Here is a 19245-nt window from a genome sequence, read left to right as displayed (position 1 = left end):
CGAACACCGGCCGGATCTCGCCCCTGGAGGCCCCACCATGTCCCCTCGTCCGCTTCCCGGCCGCCGCAGCGTGCTGCGCGGCTCGCTGGCCGCGTCGGCGGCCCTGACCCTGCCCGGCGCGCTCGGCGCGGCACCGGCGCTGGCCCTGTCCGGCCGTCCCCGGGCGGACTGGGGCGTGCAGGCGGGCGACGTGACCGCCGACTCGGGTCTGGTCTGGGTGCGTGCGGACCGCCCGGCCCGGATGATCGTCGAGACGTCCGCCACCGAGTCGTTCCGCGACCCCCGCAGATGGCACGGGCCGCTCCTCGGCGCCGGCACCGACTTCACGGGCACGGCCCGGCTGCACGGGCTGCCGCCGGGCGAGCAGATCCACTACCGCGTGCTCCTGGCCGACCCGCACGACCCGCGCCGCACCGGCGAACCGGCGTACGGCACCTTCCGCACCGCCCCCGCACGCCGCCGCCAGGGCGTCCGGTTCGTGTGGTCGGGTGACCTGGCCGGGCAGGGCTGGGGCATCAACGAGTCGATCGGCGGCTACCGCATCTTCGACGCCATGGCGAAGCTGGATCCGGACTTCTTCCTGTGCAGCGGCGACAACATCTACGCCGACGGCCCGATCCAGGCGACGGCCGCCCTGCCGGACGGCGGCGTCTACCGGAGCGTCACCACCGAGGAGAAGTCGCACGTCGCCGTCTCCCTTGACGACTACCGCGGCAACTTCCGCTACAACCTGCTGGACGGGGCGCTGCGCCGGTTCAACGCGCAGGTGCCCGGCATCATCCAGTGGGACGACCACGAGGTCCGCAACAACTGGTACCCCGGCGAGGTCATCGGCGGCGGCACCCCCTACCCCGCCGGCACGCGGCTCGACGACCTGGCGCGGCGGGCCCGGCGGGCCTTCTCCGAGTACTTCCCCGTCTCCACGGTCAGCGGCCGTCCGGACGGCCGGATCTACCGCGTCCACCATCACGGTCCGCTGCTGGACGTGTTCGTGCTGGACATGCGGACCTACCGCAACGCCAACTCGCCCGACGACCAGAGGAGCGACCCGCAGGGCATCCTGGGCCGCGAGCAGTTGCAGTGGCTCAAGCGTGAGCTGGCCGGGTCGCGGGCGGTGTGGAAGGTGATCGCCGCGGACATGCCGCTGGGGCTGGTCGTGCCCGACGGGGTCGAGGGCCGGCCGAACTTCGAGGCGGTCGCGCAGGGCGATCCGGGCGCGCCGCTCGGCCGGGAGCTGCAGATCGCCGAGTTGCTGCGGTTCGTCAAGCACCGGCGGATCACCGGCACGGTGTGGCTGACCGCGGACGTCCACCACACCTCGGCGCAGCACTACGACCCCTCGCGGGCGGCCTTCAAGGACTTCGCGCCGTTCTGGGAGTTCGTCTCCGGCCCGCTCAACGCGGGTGCCTTCCCGGCCAGTGCGCTCGACGGGACGTTCGGTCCCGACCGGGTGTTCGTCAAGGCGCCGGCCGTGGCCGACGTCTCGCCCGCCGAGGGCTACCAGTTCTTCGGCGAGGTCGACATCGACGGCGACAGCGGCGAACTGACGGTCCGGCTGCGGGAGCAGGACGGTGGCGTGCTGTTCACCCAGGTGCTGCAGCCGGGACGGGTCGGGCAGTGACTCCGGTTCCCGTACGCTCTCCGTGTGCCGCGCGCCGGCGTCATCCCCCGGTGCGCGGCTTCGCCGCCGGATCGGCCGGCCGGCCCCGGAGGCGGCGTCTTCCACGCGGCGTCGGCCGGGACCCGGCACGAGAGCGGCGACGGGCCGGCGGTGTGCTGCCGGGCCGGGCGGACGTTCCGTCCCCGCGAAGCGGTACGGGCCGCCGGGAAGGCGGCGAACCGCGCGGATCCGCGCTTTACCAGTAAGTCACAGAGCGTTCGTGATCACGCAACACGGTTCCTTCACAGTGACGGCATGAGTAGAGAAATGTCTGATGTGACGCGGACGGCACGGACGGCGAGGCGCGGGCGTCCGGTGCACCACTGGCGACGGGACGTGGTCGAACTCGCCGCGCTGTTCACGGCCGTCGCGGTGGCGGACGGGGTGGCGAACCTGATCGGGCACGGCCCGGACGGGCCCGCGCTGCTGGCGGTCTCGGCGCTGGCACTCCTGGCCACGGCGGGGTTCCACACCTGGTGGGCGCGGCGCCACGGGCACGCACCCCCGGCGGAGGATACCGGCGCCCGGTCTGCCGCCGCCGGGCGGCGGCAGACCGGGCCGTCACGCGCTCTCCTCCCGGCGGACCGTGACGAGGCACCGGTGCCGAGCGCGCTGTGGCGGATGCGGACGACGGTGCGGGACGAGCCGGGCTCGCTGGCGGTGCTGTGCGCGGCGCTGGCCGGCCGGGGCGTCGACATCCTGAGCCTGCAGACGCATCCGCTGGCCCGGGGCACGGTGGACGAGTTCCTGCTGCGCGCCCCGGGCCGGGTCGAGGCGCCGGAACTGACCGGGGCGGCCGCGGCGGCCGGCGGCCGGGACACCTGGATCGAGCGGGCCGACGCGCACGACCTGGTGGACGCGCCGACGCGTGCGCTCGCCCTGGCCGCCCGCACGGCGCTGGACACGGCCGAACTTCCGCTGGCGCTGCGCCAGTTGCTGGGCCGGTGCACGATCCGTTCACTGCCGGGCCGGCCGGTCGGCGGCGGACGTGCGGACGAGGAGGTTCCGGCGGAGGGGGTGCTGGAGGACACCGTGCTGCGACTGCGGGCGCCCGAGGGCGGGGTGATCACCGTGGAGCGGCCGTATCTGCCCTTCACGCCCACCGAGTTCGCGCGGGCCCGCGCGCTGGTGGAGCTGGACACCCGCCTCGGTCCGCGGGTTCCGCGCGGCGAGGACGTGCTGACGCTGCCCGAGGGGAACGCCCTCACCGTGCGCCGGGCCGGCCCGGGCGACCTGGCGGCGGCCCTGCGGATGCACGAGCGGTGCTCGGCGCGCACGCTCGGCCTGCGGTACCACGGTCCGGTGGCGGACGCCGACCGTTATCTGAACCACCTCCTCAGTCCCCGTTTCGGCCGGACCCTCGCCGCGCAGACCGCCTCCGGGCGGATCATCGGCCTCGGTCATCTGCTGTGGGACGGCGACGAGACGGAGGTCGCCCTGCTCGTCGAGGACGAGTGGCAGCGGCGCGGCATCGGCGCGGAACTGTTGGGCCGGCTGGTGGACATGGCCGCCGAGGCGGGCTGCGCGAGCGTGTACGCCGTCACGCAGGCGGCGAACACCGGCATGGTCAGCGCCATGCGGGGCCTCGGTCTCCCTCTGGACTACCAGATCGAGGAGGGCACTTTGGTGATCACCGCTCGCCTGGACGCCGCCACGGTGCCGGGTGGTCCGGTGCCGGGCCGTCCGGCGCACGGCAGTCACCGCGAGCAGTACGACGGGCCGGGCCTGCGCGACTGATCCCGCGGTCCCGCGGCGGCGGGGCCAGCACCGGACGCACCGGATCGCCCCGGACGGTCCCCGCCAGGCCCCGCCGCCCCCCCCTCTCCCCCGCCGACCGCCGGGGGCCGGCTGGCGGGTCAGGTCAGCTCAGTGCTTCGTGCAGACCCTTGACCTGCGGCGGCTCTGTCCGAAGCTCCGCCCGGACGGCACCCGGGACCGCCGCCGAGGAGGTCCGCGAGGACGTACCCGGGGACGCCTCCGGGAGAGCCCCGAGGGCCGCGTCGAGGTCCGCCCACAGGTCCTCGGCGTCCTCCAGGCCCACCGACATCCGCAGCAGCCGGTCGCTCACCCCGGCGCCGCGCCGGTCCTCCGCGTCCACGATGCGGTGGCTGATGGAGGCGGGGTGCTGGATCAGCGTGTCGACGCTGCCCAGGCTCACGGCGGGCGTGATCAGACGGACGCCGCCGATGACGGCGTGCGGGTCGCCGTGCACCTCGAAGGCGACCATGGCGCCGCCGATCCGCGGATAGTGCACCCGGGCGACGCGCGGGTCGGCCGCCAGCCGGGCGGCCAGCTCCGCGGCGGTGGCGGAGGCGGCGCGTACCCGCACCGGCAGCGTGGACAGACCGCGCAGCAGCAGGTAGCCGGCGAGCGGGTGCAGCACGCCTCCGGTGGCGAAGCGGACCTGCCGCAGCCGGCCGGCGAGTTCCTCGTCGCAGGCGACCACACCGGCCATCACGTCACCGTGGCCGCCGAGGTACTTGGTGGCACTGTGCAGCACGAGGCGGGCGCCCTGCGCGGCCGGACGCTGCAGCACGGGGGTGGCGAAGGTGTTGTCGGCCAGCAGCGGAACGGAGCCGCAGGCGTGGGCGACGGCCCGCAGGTCCACCTCGGCCAGCGTCGGGTTGGCCGGGGACTCGACCATCACCAGCCCGGTGTCGGGGCGCAGCGCGTCGGCGATGCCCGCCGGATCGGTCCAGGTCACCTCGGAGCCGAGCAGTCCGGCGGTCAGCAGGTGGTCGCTGCAGCCGTACAGGGGGCGTACGGCGACGACGTGCCGCAGGCCGAGTGCGGAGCGGGTGAGGAGGACCGCGCTGAGGGCGGCCATCCCGCTGGCGAAGGCGACCGCGGTCTCGGTGCCCTCCAGCCGGGCGAGCGCGGTCTCGAAGCGGGAGACGGTCGGGTTGCCGAGCCGCCCGTAGACGGGCGGGCCGTCGAACTCGGCGCCGTCGGTGGCGAAGGCATCGACCCGGGCGGCCTCGGCCCGGCTGTCGTAGGAGGGGTAGGTGGTGGACAGGTCGATCGGCGGGGCGTGCAGGCCCTGCCGGGCGAGGTCCTCCCGGCCGGCGTGCACGGCCTCGGTGGCCAGTGCTCGGGGTGCGGGGCGCGGGGCGCCGTCCGCGGACGTGCTCGCTGAGTCCAAGGGCGTGTCCATGACGAAAGGGTGAACAGCGACCGGATCGAGCGGCGGGTCGGCCGTGCTACGTTCGGCGCATGGCCGAATCAGTCGTACTGGATCCGGTGGACCTCCATCTGCTGCGGCTGCTGCAGAACGACGCCCGGACGACCTACCGCGATCTGGCCGCCCAGATCGGTGTCGCGCCCTCGACCTGTCTGGACCGGGTGACGCGGTTGCGCCGTTCGGGCGTGATCCTCGGCCATCAGCTGCGGCTCGACCCGGCCAGGCTGGGCCGGGGTCTCCAGGCGCTGCTGTCGGTGCAGGTCAGGCCGCACCGGCGGGAACTGGTCGGGCCGTTCGTGGAGCGGATCCGGGCGCTTGCGGAATCGCGGACCGTGTTCCACCTGACCGGTCCCGACGACTACCTCGTGCATGTCGCGGTGGCGGACATGGCGGATCTCCAGCGGCTGGTGCTCGACGAGTTCACGGCTCGGCGCGAGGTGGCCCGGGTGGAGACGCGGCTGATCTTCCAGCAGTGGGACTGCGGCCCGCTGCTCCCGCCCGGCACGGAGCCGCCGGCGCCCTGAACGGAGGCGGCGCGGCGCGCCGAGGGGCCGGCGGGACGTGACGCGGCGCGCCGAGGGGCCGGAGGTGGCGCGCGCCGAGGGGCCGGCGGGACGTGACGCGCCACGCCCCGGCGAGAGGGGCGCCGGACGCGGCGCGCGGAAGAATACGGCGCCGCACGACCGAACGCGCGAAGCTCTGAGCGAAATCGACCCGGCAGCGACCGGATTCGGTCCCTTCGCCCGGCAAACCGGGCTGACGCGGACCCTCTTCGCGTACGAGGATGGTCCGCATGTCAGACACCAACAGCCCGCTGCCCCGTCAGGTCGCCGACGCCTACGTCGACGAGCTCATCGCCCTCGACCCGATCACCGGTACCTACCTCGGTGTGAAGGAGAGTTCGAGCAGGTTGCCCGACACCTCGCCCGCCGGCCAGGAGGCGCTCGCGGACCTCGCGCGCACCACCCTGGCGCGGCTGGCCGAGGCCGAGCGGCGGCCCGGCGCGGACTCCGAGGCCGAGCGCCGGTGCGCGCGCCTGCTGCGCGAGCGGCTGACCGCCGAGATCGCGGTGCACGAGGCCGAGGAGGGCCTGCGCGCCGTCAGCAACATCCACAGCCCGGTGCACTCGGTGCGTGAGGCGTTCACCATCACCCCCACCGACACCGACGAGGACTGGGCGGCGGTCGCCGAGCGGCTGCGGGCCGTGCCGGCCGCGCTGCGCGGCTACCGCGAGTCCCTCGCCGCGGGTCTGGAGCGCAAGCTCCACGCGGGACCGCGGCCGACACAGACCTTCATCGGCCAGCTCACCGAGTGGTCGGACACGGGCCGGGGACGCGGCTGGTTCGAGGACTTCGCGGCCGACGGCCCCGAGTCCCGGCGCGGCGAACTCGACGAGGCCGCCCGGGCGGCGACCGCCGCCGTCGTCGAACTGCGGGACTGGATGCGCGACGTCTACGCCCCGGCGGTGGAGGACACGCCGAACACGGTCGGCCGCGAGCGCTACGCGCGTTTCTCCCGCTACTACAACGGCACCGACCTGGATCTCGACGAGGCCTACGCGTACGGCTGGTCGGAGTTCCACCGGCTGCTCGGCGAGATGAGGAAGGAGGCCGAGAAGGTCCTGCCGGGCGCCGAGACCCCGTGGGTGGCGCTGGCACACCTCGACGAGCACGGCACGCACATCGAGGGCGTGGACGAGGTCCGCGACTGGCTGCAGGGCCTCATGGACGAGGCGATCGAGGCGCTCGACGGCACCCACTTCGAACTGGCCGAGCGGGTGCGCCGGGTGGAGTCGTGCATCGCCCCGCCCGGCGGCGCCGCGGCCCCCTACTACACGGCGCCGTCCGCCGACTTCTCCCGTCCGGGCCGCACCTGGCTGCCGACCATGGGAGAGACCCGTTTCCCGGTCTACGACCTGGTGTCGACCTGGTACCACGAGGGCGTGCCCGGCCACCACCTCCAGCTCGCCCAGTGGGCGCACGTGGCGGACAGCCTCTCGCGCTACCAGGCGACCGTGGGCATCGTCAGCGCCAACGCCGAGGGCTGGGCACTGTACGCGGAGCGTCTGATGGACGAACTCGGCTTCCTCACCGACCCGGAACGGCGGCTCGGCTACCTCGACGCGCAGATGATGCGGGCGGTCCGCGTGATCATCGACATCGGCATGCACCTGGAACTGGAGATCCCGGCGGACTCGCCGTTCCACCCGGGTGAGCGCTGGACGCCGGAGCTGGCCCTGGAGTTCTTCGGCGCGCACAGCAGCCGTCCGCGGGACTTCGTGGCGAGCGAGCTGATCCGCTACCTGTCGATGCCCGGCCAGGCCATCGGCTACAAGCTGGGTGAGCGGGCCTGGCTGCTGGGCCGCGAGAACGCCAGGAAGCGGCACGGGGACGCGTTCGACGCGAAGGCCTGGCACATGGCGGCCCTCTCCCAGGGTTCGCTGGGCCTGGACGACCTGCTGGACGAGCTGTCCCAGCTGTGAGCCGGCTCTGAAGCGCGGCGGTGGGGCGGTCCGGGTCCGGCCGCCCCGCCCCCGGCTGCGGCTCAGCAGCCGCAGTCCCCGCTCCCGGCCGGTGCGGTGAGCGGGTCGGGGCTTTGGCGCTCGGCGCCCTGCCAGGTCTCGTAGGCGAAGCCCTCCCGCGCCCAGTACTCGAAGCCGCCGAGCATCTCCTTGACTCGGTAGCCGAGTTCCGCGAGGGCGAGCGCGGCGCGGGTGGCCCCGTTGCAGCCCGGGCCCCAGCAGTAGGTGACGAGGGGCACGGACCGGTCGAGCAGCGCCGGGGCCTGCTCGGGGACGAGCGCGGTGGGCAGGTGGACCGCGCCGGGGACGTGTCCCTGGTCCCAGGCCTCGGTGGAGCGGCAGTCGACGACGACGAACCCCGGGTCGCCGCCGTCCGCCAGCGCGGCGGCCACGTCGGACACGTCGGCGTGGAAGGCGAGACTCGCCCGGAAGTGGACGGCGGCCTCGGCGGGGGCCGCCGGGGCGACGCGCAGGACGGCGTTGGCGGCGCCCGGGCCGGGGCTCGCGGCTCCGGTGGCGGTGGTGGTCATCGGGTGTTCCTTCCGTGGTGCGGTCCGACGACCGGAAATCTACGGCCGGGAACCGCCCGGCTGAAGGGACGATCACCGGCGGCTCTCTTGATCGGCCGGGGATTCACCTGCTATCCAACGCCCATGACCGTGTTTTCCCCGGACGCCACCGACTGGCGCATCCTCGACGTCCTCCAGCGGGAGGGACGGGCCAGTTTCGCGGAACTGGCGCGGGCCGTGTCCATGTCCCCGAGCGCCGTCACCGAGCGCGTGCGCCGGCTGGAGGAGGCGGGCGTCATCCAGGGGTACACGGCCGTGGTCGACCCGGAGCGGCTGGGCCTGCCGATCCTCGCGTTCGTGCGGCTGCGCTACCCCAACGGCAACTACAAGCCCTTCCACGACCTGGTCGCCGCCACCCCGGAGATCCTGGAGGCGCACCATGTGACGGGCGACGACTGCTTCGTCATCAAGGTCACCGCGCGCTCCATGCGGCACCTGGAGGAGGTCTCGGGCCGGATCGGCGCGCTGGGGTCGGTGACGACGAGCGTCGTGTACTCCTCGCCGCTGTCCCGGCGCCCGCTCGGCCGCTGAGTCCGCCCCGGAGACCCCCGGGCGGGGCCCGGTGGCCCCGCTCAGCCCGCCCCGCGCTGCCGCACCGCCGAGCCGGACCGTCCCTTGACGACCTCCAGCTGGGCGTGGACGCGACGGCGCAGATCGGCGACGTGGCTGACGATGCCAACGCTGCGGTCGCGTTCGCGCAGCGAGTCGAGGACGTCGAGGACCTCGTCGAGGGTCTGGTCGTCGAGGCTGCCGAAGCCCTCGTCGATGAAGAGGGTGTCGAGACGGACCCCGCCGGCCTCGTCGGTGACGACGTCGGCGAGGCCGAGGGCGAGCGCGAGGGAGGCGAAGAACGTCTCACCGCCCGACAGGGTCGCGGTGTCGCGTTCGCGGCCGGTCCAGGCGTCGACGACGTGCAGGCCCAGGCCGCTGCGCCCGCGTCCGGCCCGGTCGTCGGAGTGGACCAGGGTGTAGCGGCCCGACGACATGCGCTGCAGCCGGGCGGTCGCCGCGGCGGCCACCTGCTCCAGGCGGGCGGCGAGGACGTAGGACTCCAGGCGCATCCTGCGTTCGTTGTCGGCGGAGGTGCCCGCGGCGAGGGCGGCGAGCCGGGCCACCCGGTCGTACTCGGCGCGCAGCGGCGCCAGGCGCCGCACGCCGGTGGCCGCGCGGGCGGAGAGCCGGTCGAGTTCGGCGCAGCGGCGGGCGGCGGCGTCCCGCGCGGAGGCGGCTTCGCGAAGCCGCCGGGCCGCCGCGCGGGCCGCGGCTTCGGCGGCGGCGACATCGGCGGCCGGCTGCCCGGCCGCGGTCACGGTGGCGGCCTCGGCGAGCACGGCGCGCACGGCGGCCTCCTCGGCGTGCCAGGCGTCCATGCGGTGCTGGAGGTCGCGGTGGGTGGCGTCGTCGAGGAGAGCGGCGGACGCGGCCTCGGGGGTGTCGAAACCGGCCCGGAAGGCTGCCTCGGCGAGCCGCCCGTCGGCGTCCTTGAGCCGCTCGGCGCTCTCCTCGGCGGCGCGCGCCGCGTCGGCCGCGTCGGCGAGCCGCGCCGCCCGCAGCTCCAGTTCCGCGGCCCGCTCGGCGACGCCGGCGGCGGCACCCCGGGCCTCGGCCACCTCGGTCCTCAGGGCGGCTCGCTCGCGGTCCAGGTTCTCGCGGCGGGACAGTCGGGCGGCCGCGCGGGCCTCCGCCTGGCGCAGGTGGGCCAGGCGTCGTTCGCGTTCCGCCTCGGCCGTGCGCAGTTCCTCCCGCGCGGCGTGCAGCACGGAGGCGTCCGCCCGTGCGCGCGTGAGCAGCCGCTCCAGCTCGGCGCTCTCCTCGGCGAGGCGGTCGGTGGGCGTGTCGCCCGCCTCCGCGGTGGCGGCCGCCAGGGCCTCGCGTACGGCGCCGAGGCGGCGCTCGTCCTCGGCGCGCCGTTCGTCGGCGTCCTGGTGGGCGGCCAGGGCGCGTTCCTCGGCCTCGCGGTCGACGTGCCCGGCGATCTTCCGGGCCGGTGCCGGGTGTTCGGTGGCGCCGCAGACGGCGCAGGGTTCGCCGTCGGTGAGGCCTGCGGCGAGTTCGGCGGCGATGCCGTTCAGCCGCTGTTCCTTCAGGTCCAGCCAGTGGGCCCGGGCCCGCACGGCGCGTTCGGCGGAGTCGAGGGCACGGCGCCGCGCCTGTTCCGCCTCCCCGGTCAGCCGGTCCCGGGTCCGGGCGGCCCGCAGCCGGGCCCGGGCGCTCTCGCCGCGCACGGCGAGCTGATCGGCCCGGCCCGCCGCCTCCTGGGCGTTGTCGATACGGCTCCGCAGCCGTGCGCGGGTCGTCTCCCACCCGGCGAGCCAGGTCTCTGCCTCCTGGAGCAGGTCCTCGTCGGCGCGGGCCTGGCGGTCCACCTCCGCGCGTTCGGCGGCGAGTTCGGTCAGACGGCGCTCGGCGCGCCGGGCCGACTCCAGCTGCCCCAGTTCCTCGGCGGCCCGGCGCGCCGCGGCGGCGAGCCCGGCCGGGCCCGCGTCCGTGAAGCCCGCGGGCAGCAGGGCGCGCGCGTGCGCCTCGGTGGCCGCCGCCCGGCGGTGCGCGGTGTCGGCGGCCTCACGCAGGGCGAGGGCCGGGGCGACGGTCTCGGCCTTGCGGCCCCGCTCCATCCGTTCCCGCGCCGCGCGGTGGGCGTCGGCCCGCTCGGCCAGGCGCGCGGCCCGCTGCTGCGCCTCGGCGAACCGGCTCTGCAGCCGGGCGAGTTCGCGTACGTCGTCCAGGGCGCGCTCGGCGGCTGCGTGCGCGGCCTCGGCGGCGGTGAGCCCGCAGTGGGCGACGGTCAGCTGTTCGCGTGCGGTGCTGCGGGCGACGGCGGCGCCGGTCAGTACGGCGTCGGCCAGGCCGGGTTCGCCGGGCGTCAGGTCGGGCAGGTCCAGGGCGCCGTCCGCCGCCTGCTGCATGCGGTGGGCGTCGGCGAGCAGCGCGGCGTCGCCCTCGCGCACCCGGGTCTCGGTGGCGCGCCTGCGGTCGGCGAGGCGTTTCTCGACCTCGGCGAAACGGTGGGTGTCGAACAGGCGGCCGAGCAGTTTGCCGCGGGCCTCGGCGTCGGCGCGCAGGAAACGGGCGAACTCTCCCTGGGGCAGCAGCACGACCTGGCAGAACTGCTCCCGGCTCATGCCGAGCAGCTGGGTGATCTCCTCGCCTATCTCCTGGTGGGAGCGGCTGAGGTCCTTCCAGGCGCCCGCGGGCGCGTCGTACTCGCGCAGCCAGGTCTGCGCCTTGTCCACGGTGGTGCCGGTGCCGCGCTTCTTCGGGCGCTCCCAGGGCGGCTGCCGGGTGATCTCCAGGCGGCGCCCGGCGACCGTGACGTCCAGGGTGACCTGGGTGCGGGTGCCGGGGGCCGCGTGGTCGCTGCGCAGGGTGGTGCCCTGGGCGCTCTGCCGGGCACCGGGCACGGAGCCGTACAGCGCGTAGCAGACGGCGTCCAGCACGGAGGTCTTGCCGGCTCCGGTGGGCCCGTGGAGCAGGAACAGGCCGGCGGCCGACAGGGCGTCGAAGTCGACGGTCTGGGTGGAGCCGAAGGGCCCGAAGGCGGTGATGTCGAGCCGGTGCAGCCTCACCGGGCCTCCCCGGTTCCGCCCAGCGGCCCGCGCCGCAGGGACGCCCGCCACCCCGGCCCGCACCGCTCCTGGCCGCGCCGCTGGGACCCCTGCCACCTCGGCCCGCGCCGCAGGGACTCCTGCCGCCCCGGCCCGCGCAGCTCCGGGCCGCGCAGCTCCGGGCCGCGCCACGCGGAATCCCGCCGCTCCGGGCCGCCGCCGCCCATCGGGCGCGGGGCGGCGGTGGCGTGGCCGGTTGCCGGGTACTGCGGTGCCGCGCCACTTCGCGCGTGGTCCGCGACGCGGTGCCCGGCCGCGTCCGCCCGCGCGTACCGGGGCCTCACCGGGCCACCTCCCGCTCGGCCGCGTCCGCCCGTACCGCGTCGAACGCGTCGCGCAGGACGGCCTGTTCCCGGGCGTCGGGGCCGGTTCCGCGCACGTGCGCCACGAAGTCCTCCGCGATCTGCTCGTCGCTGCGGCCCGCCAGACGGCGGGCGTAGGTCACATCGGGGTCGTCGGGGGCGCGCTCGGGTGCGAAGACGAGGCTGAGGGTGTGCGGGAACCGCTCGGTGAGGCGGGCCATCGGGTCGGTCGGGCGGACCGGGTCGGTCAGGGTGGCCTCGACCCACGCCTCCTCGTGGCGGGCGAGGTCCGGGTCCGCCAGCAGTTCCTCCAGGGTGCCGCTGATCCGGGCCAGCGGGCGCGGCACCGGGCAGTCGACCCGCTCGGCGCTGACGCCCCCGGTCGCGTCCAGGTCGACGAGCCACATGCTCTTGCGGTGCCGGGCCTCGGAGAAGGAGTACGGCAGCGGGGAGCCGGAGTAGCGCACGCGCTCGGTGATGACCTGGCTGCCGTGCAGGTGGCCCAGCGCCGCGTAGTCGACGCCGTCGAAGACACCCGCGGGCACGGAGGCGACCCCGCCCACGGTGATGTCCCGTTCGCTGTCGCTGGCCTCGCCGCCGGTGACGAAGGCGTGCGCGAGGACGACGGAGCGGGTGCCCGGGGCGCGCGTGGCGAGATCGGCGCGGACCCGGTCCATGGCGGCGGCCAGGACCGCCTCGTGGCCGGCCTTGTCGACGCCGAACTCGTCCTTGACCAGTGCGGGTTCGAGGTACGGCAGCCCGTAGAAGGCGACGTCGCCATGGGCGTCCCGGAGCACCACCGGGGTGCCGCACGCGGACGGTTCGGTGCGCAGGTGGATCCCGGCGCGGCCGATCAGTCCGGCACCCACGCCGAGCCTGCGGGCGGAGTCGTGGTTGCCGGAGATCATCACTGTGGGCACGCCGAGCCCGGCCAGGCGGTGCAGGACGTCGTCGAACAGTTCGACCGCAGCCAGCGGGGGCACGGCGCGGTCGTACACGTCTCCCGAGACGACCACCGCGTCGACGCCGCGCTCCCGCACGGTCGCCACGAGGTGTCCGACGAAGGCGGCCTGGGCCCCGAGCATGTTCACGCGGTGGAACGCCCGGCCCAGGTGCCAGTCGGAAGTGTGCAGGAGCCTCATGATCCCCGAAGGGTAACCGCCGGGTGTGACAGTACGGGCGGTCACTTCCGTATCAGCCGGGCAGCGGCGGCAGCGGTTGCGGGGGTTGGGGCCGTAATGCCCGTTCTGTCGCGTGAGGTTTCACGCGTCCCCGTACGCCTCGCCGCCCGGTTCGAAGGCGGCGGTTCCGGCCGTGATGTCCGCCAGCCATGCCCGGAAGGCTTCCACGTCGGCGTCCGGCAGGCCGATCTCGATGGTGACCGCCTCGCCGTAGCGCACGTCCCGCACCGCGCGCCCGGCCGCCCTCAGCTCGTTCTGCACCTTGCCGGCCCGCTGGTGGTCGACGGTCACCGTGGCCAGCCGGAAGCGGCGGCGGGTCAGGGTGCCGAGGGTGTCGAGCGCCTCGCCGACCGCTCCGCCGTACGCCCGGATGAGACCACCGGCGCCGAGCTTGACGCCACCGTAGTAGCGGGTGACGACGGCGACGACGTACCGCATGTCGCGGCGCAGCAGCATCTGGAGCATGGGGACGCCTGCGGTGCCGCCGGGTTCGCCGTCGTCGCTGGCCTTCTGGATTCCGGCGTCGGCGCCGATGACGTAGGCCCAGCAGTTGTGCGTGGCGTCGGCGTGCTGCCTGCGGACGGCGGCGACGAACTCCTGGGCCTCCCGCTCGCAGGCGGCCGGGGCGAGGGCGCACAGGAAGCGGGAGCGGTTGATCTCGGTCTCGTGCACGCCCGCGCGGGCGACTGTGCGGTACTCGTCCTGCATCCCGCCAGCCTATGCGGACCGCGCGGGCGCCCTCCCGCCGGTGTCGTGCGGCGCAGCGGCGGGCCGGGGCCCTCCGGGCGCCGCCGGGTCCGCCGGCACGGGGCGGCGGGCGCGAGGGCGGCCCGGCTCGTCCCGTGCGGGGCCGGTACGGCGACGGCGGACGCCGGGCACTTCACCGGGTCCGGCACCGAGGCGCGCGGCGGGGTCCGGGGCGGAGGCCCGTCGGGCAGTCGACACCGGCCGGGCTCGCGGCCAGCGGCGGGCGCCTCCCGGCGGCCCCGGCCGACGGGGACCCTCCTGGCCGCCGCTCGCGCGCCCGGCCGGCTCGGAGCACGGCAGCGCGGACGCCCGGCGCGGCGGTCCCCTCGCCGCGCGGGCACCCGTAACCGCCGTCCCCTCGCCGCGCGGGGCACCCGTAACCGCCGTCCCCTCGCCGCACGGACGCTCAGGCGGTACGTCCCACGTCGCGGGTGAGGTCCAGGCCGAGGAGCCGGTCCGCGTAGGCGTACGTCTCGAAACGGGCGCCGTCCGCGAGGTCGGGCCGGGTCTCCACCTGCCCGAGGACGCGCAGCGCCGCGGGCACGTCCAGATCGTCCTCCCAGGCGCCGCGCAACCGGGCGCGCACGTCGTCGGGCATGGGCCGCGAGGGCTGCCGCGCCCAGCCGGCGACCGCGCCGCGCCAGCGCGCGAGGGTGCGGCGGGACTCATCCAGCGCGTCGGTGTCCAGCCGCACGCGCCGGGTACGGGGGTGGCCGAGCAGGGTGAGGCGCCAGGCGGCGGCGTCGGGGTCCACCGCGGGCGTCACGGGGAGCGCGGTGTCGACGGGCGCCACGGCGATCCGCACGCCGCCGGCCGCACCGGCGTCCTCCTCGCGGGCCACGTGCACGACCTGGGCCTCGCCGAGCGCGGCGCCGAGACCGCGGCTGTCCTCGAACGGCCGGATCCCGAGGGCCGCGGCGCCCGCCCGCAGCTCCGCCTGTTCGCGGTCGCCGGTCAGCAGGGCCCACACGGGGGTGCCCCCCAGTTCCAGGGCGCGGACGAGCAGGTCGGCGACGAGGAGCACGCGCAGGCCGCAGGCGTCGAAGCCGGAGGCGTGCGCCTCGACGCGGGTCAGGCCACGGCGGGCCGGGGCGGCCTCCACGGGCTCGCCGGTACGGGCGTCGGTGATGCGCAGCACGGCCCGAGCGTAGGCGGCCGGCGGCCCGCGCGCCGGGAAGTGGGGCGCATTCCGTCCGGTGTGGCGGAACACGGCGGGAATCGGCGGCCGGTGCCCGGTGTTGCCGGGTCGGTGGGTCTTTGCTGCGGGACACGAAGGAGAACTGTGGTGTACGGCGATGCGGCGACGGTGCGGAAGATCCTCACCGGGCTGGGTGACACCTGGGCCGTGGTGGGCCTGTCGAACAACCGCGGCCGTGCCGCCTACGGCGTCGCCGAGGTGCTGCAGCGGTTCGGCAAGCGGATCGTCCCCGTCCACCCCGGGGCGGAGACCGTGCACGGGGAGCGGGGCTACGCCTCCCTCGCGGACATCCCCTACGACGTCGATGTCGTCGACGTCTTCGTGAACAGCCGGCTGGCCGGCCGGGTGGCCGACGAGGCGGTCGCCGTGGGCGCGCGGGCGGTGTGGTTCCAACTGGGTGTCGTCGACGAGGCGGCCTACGCGCGCGCCAGGGCCGCGGGGCTGGAGATGGTCATGGACCGCTGCCCGGCGATCGAGATCCCGCGCCTGGCCGCGCGGTGATCACCCCTCACGCCGGACCGCCCCGACCGCGCGTGATCGCACTTGATCGCTCCTGACAGGACACCGACATAATGCCGGGGTGACCCAGACCTCCCCTCATCCCGGCGCCTCCTCCGCCCGCCCCGCCTCCCCCGCCCGCCGTCCCGTCGTCGTGATCGGCGCCGGACCCGCGGGGCTCACGGTGGGCAACATCCTCCGGGCCGCCTCCGTGGACTGCCTGGTCCTGGAGACGCAGTCCCGGCAGTTCATAGAGCAGCGCCCGCGGGCCGGTGTCCTCGAAGCGGGGGCCGTGCGGGGACTGCGCCGACGCGGGCTGGCGGTGCGGCTGCTGGAGGGTGCGGGCCGGCACACCACCTGCGAGTTCCGCTTCGACGGCGAGCGTTACCGCTTCCCGTACACCGACATGACCGGTCATCACCACTACGTCTGCCCGCAGCCGTTGCTCGTGAAGGACCTCGTGCACGAGTACGCCGACGTCCGGGGCGGCGACATCCGCTTCGGAGTGCGGGACGTGACCCTCCACGACACCGGCACCGACCGCCCGTCGGTCTCCTACCGCTGCGCCGAGACGGGCGAACGGCACCTGGTGCACTGCGACTTCGTCGCCGGGTGCGACGGAGCGCGCGGGGTGAGCCGAACGGCCCTGGCGCCCGCGCACGCCCGGATCGCACGACACGACTACGGCATCGGCTGGCTGGCGCTGCTCGCCGAGGCCCCGGCGTCGGCCGACTGCGTCCTGTTCGGCGTCCACCCCCGCGGGTTCGCCGGCCACATGCCCCGCAGCGCCGAGGTGAGCCGCTACTACCTGCAGTGCCCGCCCGGCGACGACCCGGAGAACTGGCCGCACGAGCGGGTCTGGGCGGAGCTGCGGCAGCGGCTCGCGGCGGCGGACGCCCCGCCGCTCCAGGAGGGCCGGCTGCTGGAGAAACGGGTGCTCGACATGCACGACTACGTCGTGGAGCCGATGGCCTCCGGCCGGCTGTTCCTGGCCGGCGACGCGGCACACCTGACCGCGCCCATCGCGGCGAAGGGCATGAACCTGGCCCTGCACGACGCCTTCCTGCTCGGCGACGCGCTCGCCGCCCGGCTCACCACGGGCGACGACCGCGGTCTGAGCGGCTACTCGGCGGCGAGCCTGCGACGGGTGTGGGAGTACCAGGAGTTCTCCCAGTGGCTCTCCGACGTCTACCACGGCACGGCGTCGGGCGATCCGTACCGGGCGGGCACGACGCTGGCCCGGCTGCGCCGGCTGTTCACCTCACCGGCCGCCGCGGCCGCCTTCGCCGAGCAGTACCTGGGCACGTCCGGCCACCCCTGAGCGTGACGCGGGCCCGAGTGCGGTTCGGGTCCGAGCGTGATGCGGCCCCGAGCGCGGGCTCGGGACCGAGTGCGGCTCGGGGTCTCAGCGCGACTCGGGACCGAGTGCGGCTCGGGCTCGGGTGCGGCCGGACCCCGAGCGCGGCTCGCACCTGCCCCTTCCGGCGGGCGGCTCAGACCCCCAGCCCGTCCAGGACGACGGCCCCCGGCAGTTCCGCGAACGCCTTGCCCGGAATGAGGAGCTTGCCCCGCCGGCGGCCGCTGCCGACCAGAACGTACGGCAGGTCGACGACGGCCGAGTCCACCAGGACCGGCCAGTCCCCGGGGAGGCCGAGGGGGGTGATGCCGCCGTACTCCATGCCGGTCTCCCCGGTGGCGACCTCCATCGGCGCGAACGACGCCTTGCGGGCGTCGAGTCGGCGGCGCACCACGCCGTTGACGTCGACGCGGGTGGTGGAGAGCACCACGCAGGCCGCCAGCCGCGACTCGCCGCCGCGCTTGCCCGCGACCACCACGCAGTTCGCCGACTGCTCGAGGAGGTCGCGGCCGTAGTGCTCGACGAAGGTGGCGGTGTCGGCCCACCGCGGGTCGGTCTCGACGTAGACGAACTGGTCGGCGGGGACGCTGCCGCGCCAGTGGCGGACGGCGTCGGCGACCGGACGGGTCAGTTCGCCGAGGCAGTCGGGGGCGGCGGTGGCCTGGTCGAAGTGTCCGATGGGTGCGCGCATGTCCGCACGCTAGCAAGAGCGCGTGGGGCACGAGCGGGCGTCTCAGTGCACGGGCGGCACGGAGACGGCCATCACCATGTTCATGGCCACGCCGCCGTGATTGGCGTAGGTGTGCGCCGCGCTGGCCTCGAACGACGCGCTCGCGCCTTCGGGCACGCGGTACTCCGTCCCGTCCACGACGAGGGTCAGCTCCCCCGCGGTGACGTGGACCAGTTCGAAGGTGCCCGCCGGATGCGGGTCGGACGCGCTGGACTCGCCCGGCACCAGCCGCCATTCCCACATCTCCAGCGGGCCGGGCGCCTCGGCACCGGCGAGCAGGCGGTTGTAGCTGCCCGCGTCGGTGTGCCAGAGGCGGACCGTCTGGTCGGCGGGGACGACACGGACGCGGGGGCCCTGTTCGTAGTCGAGCAGCGTGGTGATGCTGACACCGAGGGCGTCCGCGATCTTGACGACGGTGCCCAGACTGGGGTTGGTGCGGGCCTGCTCGATCTGGATGAGCATGCCGCGGCTGACCGCCGCGCGGGCGGCGAGCGTGTCCAGGGTGAAGCCGCGCTCACCGCGCCAGCGTTTGACGTTGCGCGCCAGGGACTGGGTCAGCAGTTCGAGGTCCGACACATTCCGTCCAATATTTTGGATGACAGAGATTAATTCACTGAACTACGGTGGGGTGCACCCGATCGTTCACCGCACTGTACTGCGAGGTCACCGTGACAGCGCTCTTCGCCCTGGCCACCAGCCTCCTGTGGGGCCTGGCCGACTTCGGCGGCGGACTGCTGACACGACGCAACCCGGCGCTGACCGTCGTCGTGGTGTCCCAGTCGATCGCGGCCGTGGTGCTGGGCGCGATCGTGCTCGCCGGCGGCGGCTGGAGCGAGGCGGGCCCCCGGCTGTGGTGTGCGGTCGCCGCGGGGCTGGTCGGGCCGGTGGCCATGCTCTCCTTCTACAAGGCACTCGCGCTCGGCCCCATGGGAGTGGTCTCCCCGCTCGCCACCCTGAGCGTGGCGATCCCCCTCGGCGTCGGCCTGGTGCTCGGCGAACGGCCGGGGCCGACGCAGATCGCGGGCATCGCGGTCGCCGTCACCGGCGTCGTCCTGGCCGGCGGCCCCCGGACGAGGGGCGTCGGCGTGCAGCGGCGGACCATCTTGCTGACGCTCGTCGCGGCGGTCGGCTTCGGCACCGTGTTCGCGCTGATCGCCGAGGCCTCGACCACCGTCACCGGCCTGTTCCTGGCGCTCTTCGTGCAGCGCGTGACCAACGTGGCGGCGGGTGGCGCCGCGCTGTACGCCTCCGCGCGCCGCGGCGGCGAGGTGCTGCCCGCGACCGGCTTCCCGTGGGCCTCGCTGCCGGCGCTCGCCTTCGTCGGTCTCGCGGACGTCGCGGCCAACGGCACCTACGCGGTCGCCGCGCAGCACGGCCCGGTCACCGTGGCCGCCGTCCTGGCCTCGCTCTACCCGGTGGTGACCGCGCTGGCCGCGCGCGGCTTCCTCAGCGAACGCCTCCGGCCCGTCCAGGCGGCGGGGGCGGGACTGGCGATGGTGGGCACCCTGCTGCTGGCGACCGGCTGAGGGACAGGAGTCACCGCCGCCCGGCTGCCGGCCCTCGGTCCGCGCACCGGTGGCCGGGGGCGCCGCGCCCGCTCGACCGGCCTTCCGCCCCGGGCTGCCCGCCTGCGCCGTACCGCCTTCCGCTTTCCTGGCCGCCGTTCCGCCGCCCTGCTCCCCTCGGGGCTGCTGTC

16 protein-coding genes are annotated in these 19245 nt (G+C 75.3%); 8 read left to right on the top strand and 8 right to left on the bottom strand.

All coding sequences use genetic code 11. From position 1 onward, the window contains the following. The first annotated feature begins 37 nt into the window (after positions 1–37). Both IG64_RS16255 and IG64_RS16250 read left to right on the top strand, forming a co-directional pair. Positions 38–1621 carry an alkaline phosphatase D family protein gene (locus IG64_RS16255; RefSeq protein WP_037856563.1) on the top strand — a complete coding sequence of 528 codons (1584 nt, stop codon included), beginning with the start codon at positions 38–40 and terminating at the stop codon, positions 1619–1621. A gap of 306 nt (positions 1622–1927) precedes the next feature. Continuing rightward, a complete protein-coding gene (locus tag IG64_RS16250; protein WP_234438528.1) occupies positions 1928–3397 on the top strand; it encodes a GNAT family N-acetyltransferase in 1470 nt (489 codons plus the stop codon). Positions 3398–3521: 124 nt separating this feature from the next. On the opposite strand, the gene IG64_RS16245 is transcribed toward IG64_RS16250, so the two are convergent. Next, a complete protein-coding gene (locus IG64_RS16245) occupies positions 3522–4814 on the bottom strand; it encodes a trans-sulfuration enzyme family protein (RefSeq protein ID WP_234438527.1) in 1293 nt (430 codons plus the stop codon). Between the two features lie 59 nt (positions 4815–4873). Between IG64_RS16245 and IG64_RS16240 the strand changes: the two genes are divergently transcribed. Both IG64_RS16240 and IG64_RS16235 read left to right on the top strand, forming a co-directional pair. Beyond that, on the top strand, positions 4874–5365 hold the full coding sequence (locus IG64_RS16240; protein ID WP_037856562.1) for an Lrp/AsnC family transcriptional regulator: 492 nt from the start codon (positions 4874–4876) through the stop codon (positions 5363–5365). Between the two features lie 269 nt (positions 5366–5634). Then, positions 5635–7323, top strand: a complete 1689-nt coding sequence (locus IG64_RS16235) for a DUF885 domain-containing protein (protein WP_037856560.1) — start codon at positions 5635–5637, stop codon at positions 7321–7323. 62 nt (positions 7324–7385) lie between these two features. On the opposite strand, the gene IG64_RS16230 is transcribed toward IG64_RS16235, so the two are convergent. Next, a complete protein-coding gene (locus IG64_RS16230) occupies positions 7386–7892 on the bottom strand; it encodes a rhodanese-like domain-containing protein (RefSeq protein ID WP_037856558.1) in 507 nt (168 codons plus the stop codon). A 123-nt stretch (positions 7893–8015) separates the two neighbouring features. Between IG64_RS16230 and IG64_RS16225 the strand changes: the two genes are divergently transcribed. Further along, positions 8016–8462 (top strand): Lrp/AsnC family transcriptional regulator, encoded by a 447-nt coding sequence (locus IG64_RS16225; protein ID WP_037856555.1) that lies wholly within the window; start codon positions 8016–8018, stop codon positions 8460–8462. Positions 8463–8503: 41 nt separating this feature from the next. Here IG64_RS16225 and IG64_RS16220 read toward each other — a convergent pair whose 3' ends face one another. The 4 genes from IG64_RS16220 to IG64_RS16200 all read right to left on the bottom strand — a co-directional run bounded on the left by IG64_RS16220 (position 8504) and on the right by IG64_RS16200 (position 14904). Next, positions 8504–11497, bottom strand: a complete 2994-nt coding sequence (locus IG64_RS16220; protein ID WP_037856550.1) for an AAA family ATPase — start codon at positions 11495–11497, stop codon at positions 8504–8506. 319 nt (positions 11498–11816) lie between these two features. Next, positions 11817–12980 carry an exonuclease SbcCD subunit D gene (locus IG64_RS16210; protein WP_037856547.1) on the bottom strand — a complete coding sequence of 388 codons (1164 nt, stop codon included), beginning with the start codon at positions 12978–12980 and terminating at the stop codon, positions 11817–11819. Between the two features lie 120 nt (positions 12981–13100). Next, the gene (locus IG64_RS16205; protein WP_037856545.1) at positions 13101–13727 is read right to left on the bottom strand and encodes a YigZ family protein; all 627 of its coding nucleotides are present in this window, start codon (positions 13725–13727) and stop codon (positions 13101–13103) included. Positions 13728–14172: 445 nt separating this feature from the next. Then, positions 14173–14904 carry a cysteinyl-tRNA synthetase gene (locus IG64_RS16200; protein ID WP_037856690.1) on the bottom strand — a complete coding sequence of 244 codons (732 nt, stop codon included), beginning with the start codon at positions 14902–14904 and terminating at the stop codon, positions 14173–14175. A gap of 147 nt (positions 14905–15051) precedes the next feature. Between IG64_RS16200 and IG64_RS16195 the strand changes: the two genes are divergently transcribed. Together IG64_RS16195 and IG64_RS16190 are read left to right on the top strand one after the other, a co-directional pair. Continuing rightward, the gene (locus IG64_RS16195) at positions 15052–15465 is read left to right on the top strand and encodes a CoA-binding protein (RefSeq protein ID WP_037856688.1); all 414 of its coding nucleotides are present in this window, start codon (positions 15052–15054) and stop codon (positions 15463–15465) included. A gap of 79 nt (positions 15466–15544) precedes the next feature. Next, on the top strand, positions 15545–16783 hold the full coding sequence (locus tag IG64_RS16190) for a 4-hydroxybenzoate 3-monooxygenase (protein WP_037856543.1): 1239 nt from the start codon (positions 15545–15547) through the stop codon (positions 16781–16783). Between the two features lie 172 nt (positions 16784–16955). Here the strand turns inward: IG64_RS16190 and IG64_RS16185 are convergent, their stop codons facing one another. After that, entirely contained in the window at positions 16956–17510 is a 555-nt protein-coding gene (locus tag IG64_RS16185) for a YbaK/EbsC family protein (RefSeq protein WP_037856541.1), read from the bottom strand. Between the two features lie 42 nt (positions 17511–17552). Continuing rightward, positions 17553–18125, bottom strand: coding sequence for a helix-turn-helix domain-containing protein (locus IG64_RS16180; RefSeq protein ID WP_037856539.1), 573 nt, complete (start codon positions 18123–18125; stop codon positions 17553–17555). Positions 18126–18217: 92 nt separating this feature from the next. On the opposite strand from IG64_RS16180, the gene IG64_RS16175 reads away from it, so the two are divergent. Further along, positions 18218–19075, top strand: coding sequence for a DMT family transporter (locus tag IG64_RS16175; RefSeq protein ID WP_037856685.1), 858 nt, complete (start codon positions 18218–18220; stop codon positions 19073–19075). The last annotated feature ends 170 nt before the right edge of the window (positions 19076–19245 follow it).

It is taken from the genome of Streptomyces sp. NRRL S-340 (assembly GCF_000720185.1).
GTDB lineage: Bacteria > Actinomycetota > Actinomycetes > Streptomycetales > Streptomycetaceae > Streptomyces.
The sequence above is the reverse complement of the archived record's forward strand: the minus strand, read 5'-3'. Positions and strand labels throughout refer to the sequence as shown.

Coding starts and splice junctions, on each gene's coding strand:
- IG64_RS16255 (WP_037856563.1), top strand. CDS start 38: ATGTCCCCTCGTCCGCTTCCCGGCCGCCGCAGCGTGCTGCGCGGCTCG.
- IG64_RS16250 (WP_234438528.1), top strand. CDS start 1,928: ATGTCTGATGTGACGCGGACGGCACGGACGGCGAGGCGCGGGCGTCCG.
- IG64_RS16245 (WP_234438527.1), bottom strand. CDS start 4,814: ATGGACACGCCCTTGGACTCAGCGAGCACGTCCGCGGACGGCGCCCCG.
- IG64_RS16240 (WP_037856562.1), top strand. CDS start 4,874: ATGGCCGAATCAGTCGTACTGGATCCGGTGGACCTCCATCTGCTGCGG.
- IG64_RS16235 (WP_037856560.1), top strand. CDS start 5,635: ATGTCAGACACCAACAGCCCGCTGCCCCGTCAGGTCGCCGACGCCTAC.
- IG64_RS16230 (WP_037856558.1), bottom strand. CDS start 7,892: ATGACCACCACCGCCACCGGAGCCGCGAGCCCCGGCCCGGGCGCCGCC.
- IG64_RS16225 (WP_037856555.1), top strand. CDS start 8,016: ATGACCGTGTTTTCCCCGGACGCCACCGACTGGCGCATCCTCGACGTC.
- IG64_RS16210 (WP_037856547.1), bottom strand. CDS start 12,980: ATGAGGCTCCTGCACACTTCCGACTGGCACCTGGGCCGGGCGTTCCAC.
- IG64_RS16205 (WP_037856545.1), bottom strand. CDS start 13,727: ATGCAGGACGAGTACCGCACAGTCGCCCGCGCGGGCGTGCACGAGACC.
- IG64_RS16185 (WP_037856541.1), bottom strand. CDS start 17,510: ATGCGCGCACCCATCGGACACTTCGACCAGGCCACCGCCGCCCCCGAC.